Source organism: Pseudomonas fluorescens (assembly GCF_000730425.1).
Lineage (GTDB): Bacteria > Pseudomonadota > Gammaproteobacteria > Pseudomonadales > Pseudomonadaceae > Aquipseudomonas > Aquipseudomonas fluorescens_X.
Genome location: NZ_CP008896.1, coordinates 4,540,241 through 4,560,438, shown reverse-complemented (window position 1 = coordinate 4,560,438; position 20,198 = coordinate 4,540,241). Strand labels below are relative to the sequence as shown.

The window sequence follows — 20,198 nt, the reverse complement described above, 5'->3', positions numbered from 1 at the left end:
GCGCTGGCTTGCCGGCCTCTACATTAGGGCTGGGCTGCGTCATTTTTATGGGGGAAGCGCCGCAGATCCAGGGTCATTGGCAACTCATCGCTCACGACCACCGTCGGCACCGGCAGTTTCCCAGGGCTGTGGCCCAGGCGGAAGAAGCGCGCCATGCGCCGGCTTTCCGCTTCGTTGGCATTCACCGGCAAGCAGTCGTAATTGCGTCCACCCGGATGGGCCACGTGGTACTGGCAACCGCCCAGGGAACGCTGCATCCAGGTATCCAGCAGATCGAATACCAACGGTGCATGCACGGGAATGGTCGGCTGCAAGCAGTTGGCCGGTTGCCAGGCGCGATAGCGCACGCCCGCGACGAACTCACCCACCCGGCCGGTGGCGTGCAGCGGCACGGCCACGCCGTTGCAGGTCAGCATATAGCGCTGCGGCGCCAGGCCGTTGAGTTTGACCTGCAAGCGCTCAAGGGATGAGTCCACATAGCGCACCGTACCGCCCGCCGCCCCCTCCTCGCCCAGCACATGCCAGGGCTCCAGGGCCTGGCGCAGTTCCAGTTCGATACCGCTGACGGCATAGTCGCCGACCTTGGGAAAACGGAACTCCAGGTGTGCGGCAAACCATTCGGCGCGCAGCGGGTAGCCGGCCGCGTTGAGTTCGACGATCACGTCGGCAAAGTCCTGCTCGATAAAATGCGGCAGCAGGAACCGGTCATGCAGCTCCGTGCCCCAGCGCGCCAGCTTTGGCGGCGCGTAGGGCTCACGCCAGAAGCGTGCCACCAGGGCCCGCAACAGCAACTGCTGGGTCAGGCTCATGCGTGCGTGGGGCGGCATTTCAAAGGCCCGCAACTCCAGCAGGCCCAGGCGGCCAGTGGCACCGTCGGGGGAGTAGAGTTTGTCGATACAGAACTCGGCGCGATGGGTGTTGCCGGTGACGTCGATCAGCAGGTTGCGCAGCAAGCGGTCCACCCGCCACGGCGGGCATTCTTCGCCCGGCGCAGGCATCTGCGCGAAGGCGATTTCCAGCTCATACAGCGCATCGTTGCGCGCCTCATCCACCCGCGGTGCCTGGGAGGTCGGCCCGATAAACAGCCCGGAAAACAGGTACGACAAGGACGGGTGGTTATGCCAGTAGCTGATCAGGCTGCGCAGCAGGTCCGGGCGGCGCAGGAACGGCGAGTCCTTGGGCGTGGCCCCACCCAGCACAAAGTGGTTACCGCCGCCGGTGCCGGTGTGGCGCCCGTCGATCATGAATTTTTCGGTGGTCAGGCGGGTTTGCCTGGCCTCTTCATAGAGGAACTCGGTGCGCTCCACCAATTCATCCCAGGTCGCCGATGGCTGCACGTTGACTTCGATCACACCTGGGTCTGGCGTCACCCGGAAGTTGCTCAGGCGCGGATCACTCGCAGGCTCGTAGCCTTCCAGCAACACCGGGCAATGCAGTTCCTGGGCAGTGGCCTCGATGGCGGCCACCAATTGCAGGTAATCCTCGACCCGCTCCAGGGGCGGCATGAACACGTAGAGCCGCCCTCCCCGCGCTTCGGCGCACAGGGCGGTGCGGGTCAGCCAGTCGGCGGACTCGTCGATCCCGGGCACGCGCTCGTCGATGAGGGCGGGCTCGCCAGGCGTTGACGCAGTGGAGGGAAGCTCCGGCAAGTCCTGATTGGGGTCTGTCGGATGAACAAAGGGATAATCTGCCGCCGTCACCCACGGCTGCGAGGCCAGGGGCAAGCGATAGCCCAGCGGTGAGTCACCAGGCACCAACCGGCAATGGGTGTCGCGCAGGTACCACCGGCCACTCTGCCAACGGTCATTGGCCGCCGTGCGCGCCAGGGGCAGCACATGGCCGATGACTTTATCCAGGCCCTGACTGAACACCTTGCGCAGGCGCTCGCGCTCCAGTTCATCGTCCAGGCGTGAATCCTGGGCGCTGACATTCTGCGCCAGGGCGCCTTCGCGCCACAGGTAATAGAAATTGTCCTCAAAGGCCGGGAATACAAAGCGCGCCGGCAATTTGAGGCGCTCGGCGATGCTCGCCAGGAAGCGCCCGGCCATCACCTCATCTGCGCCGTAGTCTTGCTGCTCGTCGGCAATCAACGCGTCGTTGTGCCAGACCGGCACCCCATCCCGGCGCCAGTGGCAGTTGAGGGACCAGCGCGGCAGTTGCTCGCCGGGATACCACTTGCCCTGGCCGAAGTGCACCAGGCCCTTGGGCGCATAGTGCTTGCGCATACGCCGGAACAGCTCGGCAGACAGTCGGCGCTTGTCCGGGCCGAGGGCTGCGGTGTTCCACTCGGCGCCGTCAGGGTCGTCGATAGAGACAAAGGTCGGCTCGCCGCCCATGGTCAGGCGCACATCGTCCTTGAGCAGGTCACCATCGATCTGCCGGCCCAGCGCCTGGATCGCCAGCCATTGTTCTTCGGTATAGGGCTTGGTGACACGCGGTGCTTCCCAGATGCGCTCCACCGACATTTCGTGGGTAAATTCGCACTCGCACGGTTCCACCAGGCCGCTGATCGGGGCGGCGGACGATGGATCGGGACTACAGGCCAACGGGATATGGCCTTCACCGGCAAACAGGCCAGAGGTGGCATCCAGGCCGATCCAGCCGGCGCCGGGCAAGTACACCTCGCACCAGGCGTGCAGGTCGGTGAAGTCCACTTCGGTGCCGGAGGGGCCATCAAGGGCTTTGACGTCGGCGGTGAGTTGAATCAGGTAACCAGACACGAAACGTGCTGCCAGCCCCAGGTTGCGCAGGGTCTGCACCAGCAACCAGGCTGAGTCGCGGCATGAGCCGCAGGCGTTTTCCAGGGTGAACTCCGGGGTTTGTACACCGGGCTCCATGCGGATCAGGTAGCCGATATCGGCAGCCAGACGCTGGTTGAGGCTCACCAGAAAGTCCACGGCCGGCAATGGCGTGCGGTCAATACCGGCCAGGTACGCGGCGAACTTTGGCGTCAGCGGCAGGGTTTCCAGGTACGGCGCCAGCTCGCGCTGCTCATCGGCGGCGTAGCTGAAAGGGATTTTTTCGGCGTAGGGTTCGAGGAAAAAGTCGAACGGATTGAATACGGCCATCTCGGCGACCAGGTCGACTTCGATGCGCAGCTCGTCGGTCTTTTCCGGGAATACCAACCGCGCCAGGTAATTGCCCTGGGGGTCCTGCTGCCAGTTGATGAAATGCTGCTCGGGCAGCACTTTCAGCGCGTAGGACAGAATCCGCGTGCGGCTATGGGCCGCCGGGCGCAACCGCACAATCTGCGGGCCGAGTTCGACAGCGCGGTCGTAGCGGTAATGCGTAACGTGGTGCAACGCGACATGAATCGACACGGCGGCCTCCTGCGAGCCAGGGCATGGGCTTGATGCGCGCAAGACTTATGCCAGAGCGGCGGCCATTGCGCTTTATCGTGGGGCCCGGTGCAGTACAGCACCAAAACGGCGCTGGCGTGGGCACGATGGTGCAAGCGTTGCACATATTTGTGGCAAGCCGGCTCCTACAATGAACATGCATTCCCCTGTAGGAGCCGGCTTGCCGGCGATAGCGTCCGAGTCCGCGCCACCTTAACAAACAGGCCAACCACCGCATTGAAAGCAAAACGCCAGCACGAGGCTGGCGTTTTGCATATTCAGGCCACGATCAACGCGGTACCACCGGCTTGCGCGCAGGCTTGCCGCCCTTGCCCTTGGCCGCATCGCTGCGTTCCTTGGCAGCCTGCTTGTTACGCGCCTGGGCCGCGGCCTTGGCTTGTTCGCGCTTGTCCCACGGGTTGCTGCCGTCGCTGCCACGGGGTGGCAGGCCGGTATGCTGGGTGAGGATCCTGGTGGTGGTTTCCTTGGCGACCTTATGGCTGCCCGCCGGCGTCGAGTTCTTGCGACGGGCGCTCTGGTAGCTGTCAGTGGACGGCTGGTGCAGCGGGATCAACTGGTCCTTGCCCGACCCGATCAGGTCGGCGCGGCCCATGCGGGTCAATGCCTCACGCAGCATCGGCCAGCCTTTCGGGTCGTGGTAGCGCAGGAAGGCCTTGTGCAGGCGACGCTGGTCTTCGCTCTTGACGATGGTCACCGCGTCGCTCTTGTAGGTGACCTTGCGCAGCGGGTTCTTGCCCGAGTGGTACATCGCGGTGGCGGTGGCCATTGGCGAGGGGTAGAACGCCTGCACCTGGTCGGCACGGAATCCATTGCCCTTGAGCCACAGGGCCAGGTTCATCATGTCTTCATCGGTGGTGCCTGGGTGGGCGGCGATGAAGTACGGGATCAGGTACTGCTCCTTGCCCGCTTCCTTGGTGTACTTCTCGAACATGCGCTTGAACTTGTCATAGCTGCCGATGCCCGGCTTCATCATCTGGTTGAGCGGACCTTCCTCGGTGTGTTCCGGGGCGATCTTCAGGTAGCCACCGACGTGGTGGGTCACCAGCTCCTTGACGTACTCCGGCGACTCGACGGCCAGGTCATAGCGCAGGCCGGAAGCAATCAAAATCTTCTTCACACCCGGCAACGCACGGGCGCTGCGATACAGCTGGATCAACGACGAGTGGTCGGTGTTCAGGTTCGGGCAGATACCGGGAAACACGCACGATGGCTTGCGGCACGCAGATTCGATTTCCGGGCTCTTGCAGGCGATGCGGTACATGTTCGCGGTCGGGCCGCCGAGGTCAGAGATCACGCCGGTAAAGCCCGGGACCTTGTCGCGGATCTCTTCGATCTCGCGAATGATCGACTCTTCGGAACGGTTCTGGATGATCCGGCCTTCGTGCTCGGTGATCGAGCAGAAGGTACAGCCGCCGAAGCAGCCACGCATGATGTTCACCGAGAAGCGGATCATGTCGTAGGCCGGGATCTTCTCCTTGCCATACACAGGATGGGGAACACGTGCGTAAGGCATGCCAAACACGTAGTCCATTTCTTCGGTAGTCATGGGAATGGGCGGCGGGTTGAACCACACGTCCACTTCGCCATGCTTCTGCACCAGGGCGCGGGCGTTGCCGGGGTTGGTTTCCAGGTGCAGCACGCGGTTGGCGTGGGCATACAGCACGGCGTCGCCACGAACCTTTTCCACCGATGGCAGGCGGATCACGGTCTTGTCGCGGGTCATGCGCGGGCTGGCAAGGATCTGTACGACCTTGGCTTCTTGCGGGTCATCAACCGGGCCTTTCTCTTGCTCGATGGCGCAGGCCTGGGTGTCCTGGGTATTCACGTATGGGTTGATGATCTTATCGATCTTGCCCGGGCGGTCGATACGGGTGGAGTCCACTTCGTACCAGCCGGCGGGTGTGTCACGGCGAATGAACGCCGTGCCGCGCACGTCGGTGATGTCTTCGATCTTGTGGCCCCACGACAGGCGCTGGGCGACTTCGACAATCGCCCGCTCGGCGTTGCCGTACAGCAGGATATCGGCGGTGGCGTCGATCAGGATCGAATTGCGCACCCGGTCCTGCCAGTAGTCGTAGTGGGCGATACGGCGCAGGGAAGCCTCGATACCGCCAAGCACGATCGGCACGTTCTTGTAGGCTTCCTTGCAGCGCTGGCTGTACACCAGGCTCGCACGGTCCGGGCGTTTGCCGGCCATGCCGCCAGGGGTGTAGGCGTCGTCGGAACGGATTTTTTTGTCAGCGGTGTAGCGGTTGATCATCGAGTCCATGTTGCCGGCCGCGACGCCGAAGAACAGGTTCGGTTCGCCAAGCTTCATGAAGTCGTCTTTGGACTGCCAGTTCGGCTGGGCAATGATCCCGACGCGAAAGCCCTGGGACTCCAGCAGCCGGCCGATGATCGCCATGCCGAACGACGGATGGTCAACGTAGGCATCACCCGTGACGATGATGATGTCGCATGAATCCCAGCCAAGCTGATCCATCTCCTCCCTGCTCATGGGCAGGAATGGCGCAGGACCGAAACATTCGGCCCAGTACTTGGGATAGTCAAATAACGGCTTGGCTGTTTGCATGACGGTGACCGGTGTTGAGATGAAAAATCGCGGGCGCGGAATATAGCACAAATTTTGACCAATTCCGACGGCTATGGTCGGAATTAATGTGGGAGCGGGCTTGCTCGCGAAAGCAGTGTGTCATTCAGCAAAAGGGGGAATGTGATACCGCATTCGCGGGCAAGCCCGCTCCCACAAGGTTACTCGTCCTCGAAGTTATAGCTGCCCGGCGCGAGGTTTTCGAAACGTGTGTATTTACCGATAAACGCCAGGCGCGTGGTGCCGATGGGCCCGTTCCGCTGCTTGCCGATAATGATCTCGGCAATGCCTTTGTGTTCGGTCTCCGGGTGATAGACCTCGTCCCGGTAAACAAACATGATCACATCAGCATCCTGCTCGATCGCTCCGGATTCCCGCAAGTCGGAGTTGATCGGGCGTTTATTCGGACGCTGCTCCAAGGAACGGTTGAGCTGCGACAGCGCAACCACCGGGCAGTTGAATTCCTTGGCCAGGGCCTTGAGGGAGCGCGAGATTTCGGAAATCTCGTTGGTCCGGTTATCACCGCCGGAACCAGGGATCTGCATCAATTGCAGGTAGTCGATCATGATCAGGCCGACGTCACCGTGTTCACGCACCAGGCGACGGGTTCGGGCGCGCATTTCCGAGGGGCTGATACCTGCGGTGTCATCGATGAACAGCTTACGGTCGTTGAGCAGGTTGACCGCCGAGGTCAGGCGCGGCCAATCGTCGTCTTCCAGGCGGCCGGCCCGCACCTTGGTCTGGTCGATCCGCCCCAGGGACGAGAGCATACGCATGATCAGCGATTCACCTGGCATCTCCAGGGAATAGACCAGTACCGCCTTCTCACTACGCAGCACCGCGTTCTCCACCAGGTTCATGGCGAAGGTGGTCTTACCCATGGACGGACGACCAGCGACGATAATCAAGTCAGCCGGTTGCAGGCCGCTGGTCATGCCGTCGAGGTCGGTGTAGCCAGTGGACAGGCCGGTGATGGCGTTGTCGGTGTTAAACAGCGTGTCGATGCGGTCGATAGCCTTGGTCAACAGGTCGTTGACACTGACCGGGCCGCCGGTCTTGGGCCGCGCTTCGGCGATCTGGAAGATCTGCCGCTCGGCCTCATCAAGGATTTCTTCCGCCGTGCGGCCTTCGGGGTTGAAGGCGCTATCGGCGATTTCCGTGGCGATACCAATCAGCTGCCGCAAGGTTGCCCGTGCACGGACGATCTGCGCGTACGCCTTGATGTTAGCGACGGAAGGCGTGTTTTTCGCCAGCTCTCCCAGGTAACCGAGCCCCCCCACCTGCGAAGTCTGACCTTCCTTGTCCAATTGCTCGGCAAGGGTCACGACATCGATGGGGGAGTTAAGGTCGGCCAGCTTGGCAATGGCGCGAAAGATCAGGCGGTGGTCATGCCGATAGAAATCACCATCCGAGACTTGATCGAGCACACGTTCCCAGGCGTTGTTGTCCAGCATCAAGCCACCGAGCACGGCCTGTTCGGCCTCGATGGAATGCGGCGGCACCTTCAGGGCAGCGGTTTGCAGATCGTATTGCTCGGGAGCTGAAATATCGTTCATGGCCACTTGGAATTAGGGGGGTGTAGAAAAACAAAAGGCACGACCTGTAAACAGGATCGTGCCCGATGTTAACTGCCTGACACGCGCGGTGCCAGTCAGTTAGGTGCTTTAAGCTGCTACCACGACAACGCGTACGGTGGCTTCAACTTCAGCGTGCAGGTGCACGGCTACGTCGAATTCGCCTACGTTGCGGATGGTGCCGTTCGGCAGACGAACTTCGCTCTTCTGCACTTCAACGCCGGAGGCGGTCAGTGCGTCAGCGATGTCGTGAGTACCGATCGAACCGAACAGCTTGCCTTCGTCGCCAGCAGTGGCAGTGATAGTCACTTCCAGCTCGGCCAGTTGGGCAGCACGGGTTTCAGCCGAAGCTTTCTTGTCTGCTGCAGCTTTTTCCAGCTCAGCGCGACGCTCTTCAAACGCGGCCAGGTTGGCAGCGGTTGCAGCGGTGGCTTTGCCGTATGGCAGCAGGTAGTTACGACCGTAGCCGGCCTTAACGTTTACTTTGTCGCCCAGGTTGCCCAGGTTGGCGACTTTTTCCAGAAGGATCAGTTGCATGTGAAAATCCTCTAACTTTTAACCTTCACCGTTCGCGTTATCGGCGTCTTTCGGCGCCAGACGACCGCGAAAATCAATCAGGCCGTCGACAATGGCCAAGACCACGAGTAACGGATAGATCAGTTGCATAAACAGCAACAGCGTCACGTACAACCCCACCAGCCAGAACTTGGCCAGGCGCTTTTGCGCCACCAGCCCGTGCATCAGGGCCAGCCCGGCAATCACCAGCGGTACGCTGCACAACGGCGTCAACATGGCCATTTGCGGACCGAAGTTCGGCCCTACAAGCATGCACGCCAGCAGCAACATCGCTGGGCCTGCGGGGATTCTGATACTGCGAAACTCGCGACCAAAACCACCCGGGTTATACAACAACGCCTGCCAGTAGCGCCCAAGAATCAGGCTCAGCACACTGACGATCTGCAACAGTGCCGCTATCAGGCCGGTAAGAACCGGAGCAATCAGTGTGGCCATGCGCGCTCGCTCATCTACCGACAATTGCTGGTAGAGATCCCCGAGGGCCAGTGGCAGGATTTTTACCAACTCCTGCGACAGCGCCTCGATTTGCGGGCGGAAAGCCGCGCCAAGCACCACCGAATACACCACTCCCAATGCCACGCTGACCAGCAGCGTACGGACCCAGGACTCACTTGCGCGCAAAACCAACGCAAGGCTCGAAGACCCCACCAGTACCAGAAGCACCCGTGGATCACCGAATTGCAGCCACCAGATCAAGGCCGGCAACAACCCCAGGGCAAGGACGCCCAGGGCGTCCTTCAAACCGCGCCGCAGCAGCACAAGGCTTCCCGCGGCAGCACCCAACCAATACAACAACGGCAATGCAGCACATCCAGCCACTACCAGAGTGGCCTGCACACGACCGCGCATGATGAACTCAGCTAAGGCGCGCATGCATTCAATCCCTTACCACTTGTCGACTGCCCGGTCTCAGCGGCCGTGGCTGTCGGTGTAGGCCAGCAGGGCCAGGAAGCGGGCGCGCTTGATAGCGGTGGCCAGCTGACGCTGATAACGAGCTTTGGTACCGGTGATACGGCTTGGAACAATTTTGCCGGTCTCGGATACGTAGGCTTTCAGAGTGTTGAGATCTTTGTAGTCGATCTCCTTCACTTCTTCAGCGGTGAAGCGGCAAAACTTACGACGACGGAAGAAACGTGCCATTTGATAGGCTCCTTAATAAGGTCCGTGGATTACTCGTCAGCGTTATCGCTGTTGTCGCTGTCATCACTATCAGCGCTTTCAGCGCCTTCGTGCTCAGGACGGTCGCGACGCTCACGGCGCTCACTGCGGTTTTCTTCAGCCTTGAGCATCTCGGATTGGCCGGTAACGGCTTCTTCGCGACGGATGACCAGGTTACGGATCACTGCATCGTTGTAGCGGAAGTTGTCTTCCAGCTCGGCCAGGGCCTTGCCAGTGCACTCAACGTTCAGCATCACGTAGTGAGCCTTGTGAACATTGTTGATTGCGTAGGCCAGTTGACGACGGCCCCAATCTTCCAGACGGTGGATTTTGCCGCCGTCTTCTTCGATCAGCTTGGTGTAACGCTCAACCATGCCGCCGACTTGCTCGCTTTGATCCGGGTGGACCAAAAAGATGATTTCGTAATGACGCATGAATGCTCCTTACGGGTTGTAGCCTGCCGCTCAAAAACGGTCAGACAAGGAGTGAATGACACTTAGGAATCTTGCCGAAGGGAGGCACATAAGCACCCGCCAGGAAGGCAAGGGGCGCAATTGTAGAGAAGGGGGAGAAAGGGCGCAAGGCAATTGGTGATTATTTGAACAACCTTTCAGGCGATGCAAAACCAGTGCGGGAGCGGGCTTGCTCGCGAATACGTTAGGCCAGCCAACATTGATGGCGACTGACACTGCGCATTCGCGAGCAAGCCCGCTCCCACATTTGGACCTGCGTCAGGCCTGATTACTTCTTGGTCTTGGCCTTGGCGCCACGCTGGCGCTGGGCTTCGAACAGGCAGACGCCCGTTGCGACTGAAACGTTGAGGCTGCTGACGCTACCGGCCATCGGCAAGTGCACCAGGTAGTCGCAATGCTCACGGGTCAGGCGGCGCATGCCCTTGCCTTCAGCCCCCATGATCAGGATGGTCGGGCCCGTGAGGTCCTGGTCATAAATGCTGACCTCAGCCTCCCCCGCCGTACCCACGACCCACAGGCCGCGCTGCTGGAGCTTTTCCAGGGTGCGCGCCAGGTTGGTCACGGCCACCAGCGGAATCACTTCCGCTGCACCGCAGGCGACTTTACGCACAACCGGCGTCAAGGTAGCCGACTTATCTTTAGGCACAATCACCGCCAGCGCACCGGCAGCATCCGCCGAACGCAAGCAGGCGCCGAGGTTGTGCGGATCGGTCACGCCGTCGAGCACCAGCAGCAACGGCGCGCCTTCCGTGCGATCGAGCAGCTCATCGAGCATCGCCTCGCCCCAGACCTGGCTCGGACTCACGTCCGCTACCACGCCCTGGTGCACACCTTCGACCCAGACATCCATTTCGCGACGCTCGGCCTGGCCGATGGCAACCTTGTTCTGGTTGGCCAGCTCGACCAGCGCCTGCACGCGCGGCTCACTGCGACCTTCGGCCAACCATACTTGCTTGACGCGCTTGGGATGGTGACGCAGCAACGCTTCTACGGCGTGAACGCCGTAGATTTTTTCCAGACTCATGACTTGGCCTTAGGTTTGCGCGACCCGCCGCTTTTCGCAGGGGCCGAACCCGCCTTGGGCGGGCCTTTACGGTGTTTACTCGGTTTGCTCGACGGTTTGTCGGCGCCCTGGGACTTTCCCCCAGACGCCGCTTTACCACCGCTCTTGGCCTCATTGAGCAACTGCTGCTTCAGCTCGCGACTCTTGCGCAGCTCCGCGTTCTTCGCCGCAGCATCACTGGGGCGATAAGCGTCGCTGACTTTTTCCTTGCTCGACGAACGACGAGCAGGCTTGGCCGCCGGTTCGGCTGCGACCGCAGCCTTTGCCGGAGCACCTTTCTTCGCTGGCGCAGTTGTTTCGGCACCACGCTTTTTACGGCCGATAGGCGCGTCGATGGTTTTCTCGGCCATCTCGAAGTCGATCTTGCGTTCGTCGAGATCAACGCGCATAACCCGCACTTCGACGGTATCGCCCAAACGGAAGCTGCGCCCGGTACGCTCGCCCGCCAGGCGGTGATGCACAGGGTCGAAGTGGTAGTAGTCACCCGGCAAGGCAGTGACATGTACCAGGCCTTCGACATAGATATCGGTCAACTCGACGAACAGGCCAAAGCCGGTCACGGCGGTGATCACGCCCGGGAAGGACTCGCCCACGCGGTCTTTCATGAACTCGCACTTGAGCCAGTTCACTACGTCGCGGGTGGCTTCGTCGGCGCGGCGCTCGCTCATGGAGCATTGCTCGCCCAGTTGCTCCAGGGCCGCTTCGTCGTACGGATAGATCCGTGCCTTCGGAATCGTCATGGCACCGGCGCGCTTGACGTGCGGGGTGTTCAGCTTGGAATGGATCACACTGCGGATCGCGCGGTGCGTGAGCAGGTCCGGGTAGCGACGGATTGGCGAGGTGAAGTGGGTGTAGGCTTCGTAATTCAGACCGAAGTGGCCCTGGTTGTCGGCGCTGTACACCGCCTGACTGAGGGAGCGCAGCATCACAGTCTGGATCAGGTGGAAATCCGGACGGTCCTTGATGCTGGCCAGCAGAGCCTGGTAGTCCTTCGGCGATGGGCCATCCTTGCCTTTGTGCAGGGACAGGCCAAGCTCGCCAAGGAAGGCCCGCAGTTTTTCCAGGCGCTCCGGTGGCGGACCATCGTGGACCCGGTACAGCGCAGGAATTTCGTGTTTTTTCAGGAATTCGGCGGTGGCCACGTTGGCCGCCAGCATGCATTCCTCGATCAGCTTGTGCGCGTCATTGCGGGTAGTCGGCGTGATTTCGGCGATTTTTCGCTCGGAACCGAAGATGATCCGGGTTTCCTGGGTTTCAAAATCGATCGCGCCACGCACATGGCGTGCACCCAGCAGCACCTTGTACAGCGAATAGAGCTGCTTGAGGTGCGGGACCACGTCTGCGTATTGACTGCGCAGCGCCTTGGCTTCGCTGGTCTTCGGCGCTTCCAGGATGGTGCTGACCTTGTTGTACGTCAGGCGTGCCTGGGAGTGGATCACCGCCTCGTAGAACTGGTAGTCGGTCATTTCGCCGGTTTTCGAGATAGTCATCTCGCACACCATGGCCAAACGGTCGACTTTCGGGTTCAGGGAGCACAGGCCGTTGGACAACTGCTCAGGCAGCATCGGAATCACGCGCTCAGGGAAGTACACGGAGTTACCGCGTACCTGGGCCTCGTTATCCAGGGCCGAACCGATCTTCACGTAGCTGGACACGTCGGCAATCGCGACGAACAACTTCCAGCCACCGGAGAACAGGCGCAGCTTGCCGGGCTTGGCTTCGCAGTAGACCGCATCGTCGAAGTCACGGGCATCTTCGCCGTCAATGGTGACGAACGGCAGATGGCGCAGGTCGATGCGTTTCTCTTTGTCTTTTTCTTCAACTTCCGGCTTGAGCTTGGCGGCTTCCTTGAGCACAGCCTCGGGCCAGACGTGTGGAATATCGTAGGTGCGCAGCGCCACATCGATTTCCATGCCCGGCGCCATGTAATTGCCGACCACTTCAACGATATCGCCCTGTGGCTGGAAGCGCGGGGTTGGCCAGTGAGTGATTTTCACCTCGACGAACTGACCGACCTTGGCGGCGCCATTGCGACCCGGCGTCACCAGCACTTCCTGCTGGACCTTCGGGTTATCTGGGATCACGAAGCCGATGCCGCCTTCTTCGAAGTAACGACCGACGATGGACTCGTGGGCACGGGATACCACTTCGACGATGACGCCTTCGCGACGGCCGCGACGATCCAGGCCGGATACACGCGCCAGGGCACGGTCGCCATCGAACACCAGGCGCATTTGCGCCGGGCTCATGAACAGGTCATCGCTGCCATCGTCAGGGATCAGGAAGCCGAAACCATCACGGTGACCGGCAATGCGGCCCAGGATCAGGTCGAGCTTGTCCACCGGCGCGTAGGTGCCGCGACGGGTATAGATCAACTGTGCATCGCGCTCCATGGCACGCAGGCGGCGGCGCAGTGCTTCGAGTTGGTCTTCGGTGGTCAGACCGAATTCTTCAACCAGCTGCTCGCGGCTAGCAGGCGAACCCCGATCGGCGAGATGCGCCAGGATCAGTTCACGGCTAGGAATAGGGTTTTCATATTTTTCCGCTTCACGAGCGGCCTCGGGATCGAGGGACTGCCAATCGGCCATTAGAGAGTTTTCACCTTGTCTATATGTGGGTTAGTTTGGCATACGCGTATTGAAACGGGAAATTTCCAGCAATAACTAGCCAGGAAATGCGTTTTATAGCCCCAAGAAACCACCTTGCGCGACCGCCCGCGAAATTTCCCAGGCTTTTTTGATGACGGGGGTTTACAGCTTAAAAGTCACTCCGTATAGTGCGCGCCATCGACGACGGCAACGTTGAAGATACTGCCCAGATGGTGAAATTGGTAGACACGCCAGCTTCAGGTGCTGGTGGCCGCAAGGCCGTGGAAGTTCGAGTCTTCTTCTGGGCACCAATTCAAAACTCAAGGCTGGCCTTGAGTCTCACAAAAACCCGCGAAAGCGGGTTTTTGCGTTATAGGCCTTTGATTTTTAACCCAAAAATTGATTTATAAAATCAAATCAGGGGTTTACAGATCAAAAAGCCCGCCGTATAGTTCGCCCCATCAACAGCGGCAACGTTGCTTGATAATGCCCAGGTGGTGAAATTGGTAGACACGCCAGCTTCAGGTGCTGGTGATCGCAAGGTCGTGGAAGTTCGAGTCTTCTCCTGGGCACCAAATTCAGATCAAACCCGCGAAAGCGGGTTTTTTCGTTTCCGGGGTTTAAAAAGCCCGCCTGCAATTCCTGCCCCCCGTCCGCACTTGAGAAGTTTTATCGTTTATCCTTGCAATAATTTGTTGCACTCAAGTGAGGAAAACCCCGGATGATGATCCGCGATACCCGTCTCAAGACATCCCTTCTGCGTGGCCTGACCATCACTCTGCTCGGCCTGACCCTGCTCACGCCCACCGCCCATGCCGCCGACAAGGTTGAGTTGACCCTGTACAACGGCCAGCACAAGGAAGTCGGCGATGAACTGGCCAAGGCTTTCGAAGCCAAGACCGGCATTCACGTGAATGTACGCAAGGGCAGCAGCAACCAGTTGGCCAGCCAGGTCGTCGAAGAGGGCGAGCGCTCCCCTGCCGATGTGATCTACACCGAAGAATCCCCACCTCTGAACAAGCTCGGCGAACAAGGCCTGCTGGCGACCATCGATGCCAGCACGCTTGATGTATTGCCCAAGGAATATGTCGCCGCCAATGGCGCCTGGATGGGCGTGACCGCACGCACCCGGGTCGTGGCCTTCAACCCGAAACTGATCAAGGAAGCAGAGCTGCCCAAGTCGGTACTGGATTTTGCCAGCCCCGAATGGCAAGGCAAGGTCGGTTTCGTCCCCACCAGCGGCGCCTTCCAGGAACAGGCCGTGGCAATCATCAAGCTGCATGGTCGCGAAGCCGCAGAGGAGTGGCTGACTGGCCTGCGCGCGTTCGGCAAGGTCTACAGCAACAATATGGTCGCCCTCAAGGCCGTGGAAAACGGTGAAGTCGCGACGGTACTGGTGAATAACTACTACTGGTTTGCCCTGAAAAAGGAAAAAACCAACCTGGACTCGCAACTGCACTACTTCACTGATGGCGATGCCGGTGGCCTGATCACCGTCTCGGCAGCGGCAGCCTTGAAATCGAGCAAGCACCCCAAGGAAGCCCAGCAACTGCTGGCGTTTATGGCCAGCGAAGAAGGCCAGCGTGTGATCACCAATACGTCCGCCGAGTATCCGTTGCGCAAAGGCATGGAATCCAATCGTGGCCTCAAGCCATTTAGCGAGCTGCAACCACCGAAAATCACTCCCGCCGACCTGGGCAATGCCGAAGAAGCCCTGGAGCTGGAACGTGAGGTTGGCCTGAACTGATGAACCCATCGCTATCGCCCCCCGCCTTGCGCGAAGGGTTTAGTCCACGGCACAAGCGCCCCTCAATCTGGCTACTGCTGCCGGTCCTGCTGTTGGTGGGCCTGAGCCTCCTGCCCTTGGCCTATGTCGGTCTCAAGGCCTGGCAGGCCGGCTGGGCCGAGGCCGTGCATCTGCTGTGGCGGCCATACGTGTTCGGGTTGCTGCGCAACACCTTGGCACTGATGGTCGGGGTGACCGCAGCCTGCGCAGTGATCGGCCTGTCCCTGGCCTGGCTGCTGGAGCGCAGCAACCTGCCCGGCCGCCGGATCTGGGGGGTGATTCTGTGCCTGCCGTTTGCCGTGCCGGCGTTTGTCAGCAGCTTTACCTGGGTGTCGCTGAGCGCCCAGTTCGAGGGCCTGGGCGGCGCAATCCTGGTCATGACCCTGTCCAAGTACCCCCTGGTGTTCCTGCCGGTGGCAGCCACCCTGCGCAACCTGGACCCATCCCTGGAAGAGTCGGCCCGCACACTGGGCTTGAATCGCTGGGGCGTTTTCTTTCGCATCACCCTGCCGCTGCTGTGGCCGTCACTGCTGGCCGGCGCACTGCTGATCGCCCTGCATATGCTGGTAGAGTTCGGCGCCTTGTCGATCATCGGCCTGCAAACCTTCACCACGGCGATCTACCAACAGTTCGAGCTGGAATTCAGCAATGCCAACGCGGCGATGCTGTCTGCGGTGCTGCTGGTGATGTGCCTGACCCTGCTGTGGCTGGAGTTGCGCGCGCGCGGCAAGGGCCGACATGTGCGCACCGGGCAAGGCGCGGCGCGGCATGCCGAGCAGGTTCGTCTGGGTAAATGGGCGCCACTGGGGCAGCTTTATTGCCTGATACTGGCGATCATCGGCAGTGGTATTCCATTGGGGATGCTCGCTTACTGGCTGGCTGTGGGTTCTTCGGCGGCCTTCCCGGTTGCGCAAATCAGCGAGGCGCTGCTGTCCTCCCTGGCCCTGTCCCTGGGCGGCGGCGCCCTCTGCCTGGCACTGGCAGTGCCGGTAGGCCTGTTGGTAGTGCGCTACAAGGGCCATCTGGCGCTGTGGGCCGAACGCCTGCCCTACCTGCTGCACGCCCTGCCCGGCCTGGTGATTGCCCTGACTCTGGTGTATTTCGCCCTGCATTACGTACCGGCGCTGTATCAGACCTCGACGCTGCTGCTGATTGCCTATGCGTTGCTGTTCCTGCCACTGGCCCAGGCGCCGATCCGCACCGCGCTGAACAAGGCCGCACCGCAACTGGAAGAGGCTGCGCGCACGCTGGGCGCATCGTCCTTCAGCGCGTTTTGCCGGGTAACCCTGCCGATTATCTTTCCGGCATTGGGCGCGGCGTTTGCGCTGGTGCTCCTTGATGCGATGAAGGAGTTGACGGCGACCTTGCTGCTTAGCCCCACCGGGTTGAATACCTTGGCCACGGCCGTATGGGCGCATACCTCGAATGTGGAGTTTGCGGCGGCGGCGCCTTATGCGGCGCTGTTGATTGTGGTGTCGGGGCTGCCCGTCTATTTGCTCACGACGCGGATGTATCTGAGCCGCTGAGAGCGCTATCGCAGGCAAGCCAGCTCCCACATTGGAACGCGATTACCTGTGGGAGCGGGCTTGCCCGCGATGAGGCCCGAGCAGCCAACCTCAGGCCCGAAACTGCCCCAGGCTCGCCTTCAACTGCGCCGCCAACCCATCCAGCACCTTGCCACTGGCTGTGGTTTCCACCACCGCCTGCGCCGCACGCTCGGCCTGGGCGTGGATCACCTCGACCCGGCCACGCACCGCATGCGCGCCCTGAGCCTGATGCTCGGCAGCCCGGGTCGCCAGGCCAATCGCCGTATGCACCTGCTCCACCGAGGCTTGTACCGACTGCTGCAAACGCACGCTGTCACGCAGCACCAGCAATCCCTCGTTGGCCTGGCGCCCGGCCTTGCCGATGGTTTCCACCGCCTCACGCGCGCCTTGCTGCAAGGCCACGATATGCGCCTGGATATCGCCAGTGGAGCTTTGGGTTTTACTGGCCAGCGCGCGCACTTCGTCCGCCACCACCGCAAAACCACGCCCGGTCTCACCGGCCCGCGCCGCTTCGATAGCCGCGTTCAGGGCCAGCAGGTTGGTCTGCTCGGCAATGCCGTGGATAACCGTCAGCACCACTTCAATCTGCTCACTTTGCTGGGCCAGACGCTCGATCACCTTGGAGCCGGCCTGCACCTGGCCTGCCAAGGCTTCGATCAGACTGCCGACCTCAGCCGAGGTCCGCGAATTTTCATCGGTCGCCTGGCGGATATCCACCACCTGCTGCAACGCCGCCTGCATAGCATGGCTTTCGGCCTGGGCCTCGTCGGCCATTTGCGACAGCGCTCGCAGGCTCTCGGCGACTTCATCGCGCTGCAAACCCGCCGCCGCATCGGCACCGGCATTGCGCAGGGTCATCGCGCCGATTTCCACGCCAGTGCGCTGGGCCACATCGCCCGCCTCGCGCACGATTGGCTGCAACTTATCCACAAACCGATTGACTGCCGAGGCCATGGCGCCGATTTCATCCCGGCTGTTGATCTGTACGCGCTTGGTCAGGTCACCTTCGCCAGCCGCCAAGTCATCCATCGCAGCGATCAGCAGCTTCAGGCGATTGACCACCTGCCGCCCCAGCACTACGGCAATCAGCAACAGGACGCCCAGGCCGACCAGCGCCAAACCCAGCCCGATGCGCCAGCGCAGCGCCTGCGCGGCCTCTTGTACGGCACTGGAGGTATTAGCGGTCATTTCGGTGGCCGTGGCCTGTGCCGACTGCAAGCGGGCGCCCATGGCTGCCGCACTGTCCGCCGCCGCCCCCTTGAGGCTATCTCCCACCAATTGGCCGCCACTGGCAATCAGCGCAGCAAAACGCTGATCCAGCGCCGCCAGGTCGGCCTCTACCGCGGCAGTGGAAACCCCCATCAGCACCTTGCCGATCTCCACGCCATTGGGGCTGATGGGCGCTTCGACGTAGTAAACCGAAGGGTCGTTTTTTGCGGCGTTCAACACTTTATCCAGTGCACGATCACCCTCGCCTTTCTCCAACAGCGCCTTGTTGATCGGGTTTTCCCGATTCAGATAACGCGTCAAATGCTGGCCGGTGGCATCGTCATACACCACAAACAGCACATTGGGATTGCGCTGGGCGCGCCGGGCGAATTCCGACAGCGCCGGAACATCACTGTCCCACATAGCACGCGGTGCAACCGAGGCCAGCAGCTGCGCCATGTCATTGGCCGAGTCCTTCAGGTCCTTTTCCAGGGTCGTACGCAGTTGCTGCTGTTCTTGCTTCAAACGCGCAGAAAGCCCCGCAGTCAGCCGGTCGCTGGTGCTGGTCGACAGGCTGTCCAGGCTGGACATAACCTCCTTGCCCGCCTGGCTCAACTCGCCAGACAGTTTCTGACTGTCCACCCCCAGGCGCTTGTCCAAATCGGCTTCCAGGGCCGTGACCGTGCTCCGGGTCAGGGCGACCGCCACCAGCACTTGCACCAAAAGAGCGATACCAAGGGTAACGAACACCGGCCGCAACAGCCGGCTTTGTAACAATGAGAGAACGGCAGACATCGGGAATCCCTCCACCACGGGTGCCATTAAATTGATGGCACCCCGAAAGAGAGAAACATAGCAAGGGTCGTGCCGTGCATCAGGCAGAAACGACAAAGGGCCCCCGAAGGGACCCTTTGCTTTTTACATCAACAGCTTATTAAGCGAACGGATGACGCAGAACGATGGTCTCGTTGCGGTCCGGGCCCGTCGAAATAATGTCAATCGGCGCGCCGATCAGCTCTTCAACACGCTTGATGTAGGCTCGGGCGTTGGCTGGCAGTTCTTCCAGGGTCTTGGCACCCACGGTCGATTCGGTCCAACCCGGCACTTCTTCGTACACCGGCTGCAGGCCCACGTAGCTGTCGGCGTCAGTCGGGGCAACATCGTTACCGTCTGCATCTTTGTAGCCGACGCAGATGTTGATGGTTTCCAGGCCGTCGAGCACGTCCAGCTTGGTCAGGCAGATGCCCGAGATGCTGTTCACATCGATAGCGCGACGCAGGATAACGGCGTCGAACCAGCCACAACGACGAGCACGACCGGTAGTCGCGCCGAACTCGTGGCCTTGCTTGGCCAGGTGCGCACCGACGTCGTCAAACAGCTCAGTCGGGAATGGACCCGAACCTACGCGAGTGGTGTAGGCCTTGGTGATGCCCAGGATGTAGTCCAGGAACATCGGGCCAACACCCGAACCGGTCGCCACGCCACCAGCGGTGGTGTTGGAGCTGGTCACGTACGGGTAGGTACCGTGGTCGATGTCCAGCAACGAGCCCTGGGCGCCTTCGAACATGATGTCTTTGCCGGCGCGACGCAGGTCGTGCAGCTCGGCAGTCACGTCCAGCATCAGCGGCTTGAGCAGCTCAGCGTACTCTTTGCACTCTGCCAGGGTCTTGTCGAACTCAATGGCCGGCTCTTTGTAGTAACCGACCAGCATGAAGTTGTGGTAATCCACCAGTTCACGCAGCTTGTCTTCAAAGCGCGGCATGTTGAGCAAGTCGCCCACACGCAGGCCACGACGTGCAACCTTGTCTTCGTAGGCCGGGCCGATGCCGCGACCGGTGGTACCGATCTTCAGCTCGCCACGGGCCTTTTCACGGGCCTGGTCCAGGGCGACGTGGAAGGACAGGATCAGCGGGCAGGACGGGCTGATACGCAGGCGCTCGCGCACCGGTACGCCTTTCTCTTCCAGCTTGGTGATCTCGCGCAACAGGGCGTCAGGTGCAACCACCACGCCATTGCCGATCAGGCACTGCACGCCTTCGCGCAGGACGCCCGACGGGATCAGGTGCAAGACGGTTTTTTCGCCATCGATGACCAGGGTGTGGCCAGCATTGTGGCCACCTTGGTAGCGCACTACGGCGGCAGCATGTTCGGTCAGCAGATCAACGATCTTGCCTTTGCCCTCATCACCCCATTGGGTGCCCAGGACTACGACATTCTTACCCATAACACTTGTCCTCATTCGCGCAAACTTGGTGCCGGCGTTGGCCGGCAGGAA

The 20,198-nt window shown here is 61.0% G+C and carries 13 protein-coding genes and 2 tRNA genes; 4 read left to right on the top strand and 11 right to left on the bottom strand.

The window, feature by feature from the left end:
* Positions 1-23 precede the first annotated feature (23 nt).
* The 9 genes from HZ99_RS20315 to rnr form a co-directional block, all read right to left on the bottom strand.
* Positions 24-3,320, bottom strand: coding sequence for a DUF2126 domain-containing protein (locus HZ99_RS20315; protein WP_038445599.1), 3,297 nt, complete (start codon positions 3,318-3,320; stop codon positions 24-26).
* Positions 3,321-3,627: 307 nt separating this feature from the next.
* Positions 3,628-5,931 (bottom strand): YgiQ family radical SAM protein, encoded by a 2,304-nt coding sequence (locus HZ99_RS20310; RefSeq protein WP_038445598.1) that lies wholly within the window; start codon positions 5,929-5,931, stop codon positions 3,628-3,630.
* Positions 5,932-6,110: 179 nt separating this feature from the next.
* On the bottom strand, positions 6,111-7,505 hold the full coding sequence (gene dnaB, locus HZ99_RS20305; RefSeq protein ID WP_038445597.1) for a replicative DNA helicase: 1,395 nt from the start codon (positions 7,503-7,505) through the stop codon (positions 6,111-6,113).
* Between the two features lie 108 nt (positions 7,506-7,613).
* Positions 7,614-8,060, bottom strand: coding sequence for a 50S ribosomal protein L9 (gene rplI / locus HZ99_RS20300; protein WP_003171376.1), 447 nt, complete (start codon positions 8,058-8,060; stop codon positions 7,614-7,616).
* Positions 8,061-8,078: 18 nt separating this feature from the next.
* Positions 8,079-8,972: a hypothetical protein gene (locus tag HZ99_RS20295; RefSeq protein WP_038445596.1), complete on the bottom strand. Its 894-nt coding sequence runs from the start codon at positions 8,970-8,972 to the stop codon at positions 8,079-8,081.
* 36 nt (positions 8,973-9,008) lie between these two features.
* Entirely contained in the window at positions 9,009-9,239 is a 231-nt protein-coding gene (gene rpsR / locus HZ99_RS20290; protein WP_003171373.1) for a 30S ribosomal protein S18, read from the bottom strand.
* Between the two features lie 29 nt (positions 9,240-9,268).
* Positions 9,269-9,691, bottom strand: coding sequence for a 30S ribosomal protein S6 (gene rpsF, locus HZ99_RS20285; RefSeq protein ID WP_003217491.1), 423 nt, complete (start codon positions 9,689-9,691; stop codon positions 9,269-9,271).
* A 307-nt stretch (positions 9,692-9,998) separates the two neighbouring features.
* The gene (gene rlmB / locus HZ99_RS20280) at positions 9,999-10,754 is read right to left on the bottom strand and encodes a 23S rRNA (guanosine(2251)-2'-O)-methyltransferase RlmB (RefSeq protein WP_032862039.1); all 756 of its coding nucleotides are present in this window, start codon (positions 10,752-10,754) and stop codon (positions 9,999-10,001) included.
* Positions 10,751-13,381, bottom strand: coding sequence for a ribonuclease R (rnr, locus tag HZ99_RS20275; RefSeq protein ID WP_038445595.1), 2,631 nt, complete (start codon positions 13,379-13,381; stop codon positions 10,751-10,753). Before rnr ends, rlmB begins: the two co-directional genes overlap by 4 nt.
* Before the next feature lie 224 nt (positions 13,382-13,605).
* Between rnr and HZ99_RS20270 the strand changes: the two genes are divergently transcribed.
* The 4 genes from HZ99_RS20270 (at position 13,606) to HZ99_RS20255 (ending at position 16,693) form a co-directional block, all read left to right on the top strand.
* Positions 13,606-13,692, top strand: a tRNA-Leu gene (locus HZ99_RS20270).
* A gap of 177 nt (positions 13,693-13,869) precedes the next feature.
* A tRNA-Leu gene (locus HZ99_RS20265) sits at positions 13,870-13,956 on the top strand.
* Positions 13,957-14,102: 146 nt separating this feature from the next.
* Positions 14,103-15,128, top strand: a complete 1,026-nt coding sequence (locus HZ99_RS20260; RefSeq protein ID WP_038445594.1) for an extracellular solute-binding protein — start codon at positions 14,103-14,105, stop codon at positions 15,126-15,128.
* The gene (locus tag HZ99_RS20255) at positions 15,128-16,693 is read left to right on the top strand and encodes an ABC transporter permease (RefSeq protein WP_038445593.1); all 1,566 of its coding nucleotides are present in this window, start codon (positions 15,128-15,130) and stop codon (positions 16,691-16,693) included. Before HZ99_RS20260 ends, HZ99_RS20255 begins: the two co-directional genes overlap by 1 nt.
* A gap of 90 nt (positions 16,694-16,783) precedes the next feature.
* On the opposite strand, the gene HZ99_RS20250 is transcribed toward HZ99_RS20255, so the two are convergent.
* Together HZ99_RS20250 and HZ99_RS20245 are read right to left on the bottom strand one after the other, a co-directional pair.
* Positions 16,784-18,718, bottom strand: coding sequence for a methyl-accepting chemotaxis protein (locus tag HZ99_RS20250; RefSeq protein ID WP_038445592.1), 1,935 nt, complete (start codon positions 18,716-18,718; stop codon positions 16,784-16,786).
* A 139-nt stretch (positions 18,719-18,857) separates the two neighbouring features.
* Positions 18,858-20,147, bottom strand: coding sequence for an adenylosuccinate synthase (locus tag HZ99_RS20245; RefSeq protein WP_038445591.1), 1,290 nt, complete (start codon positions 20,145-20,147; stop codon positions 18,858-18,860).
* Positions 20,148-20,198: the final 51 nt, after the last annotated feature.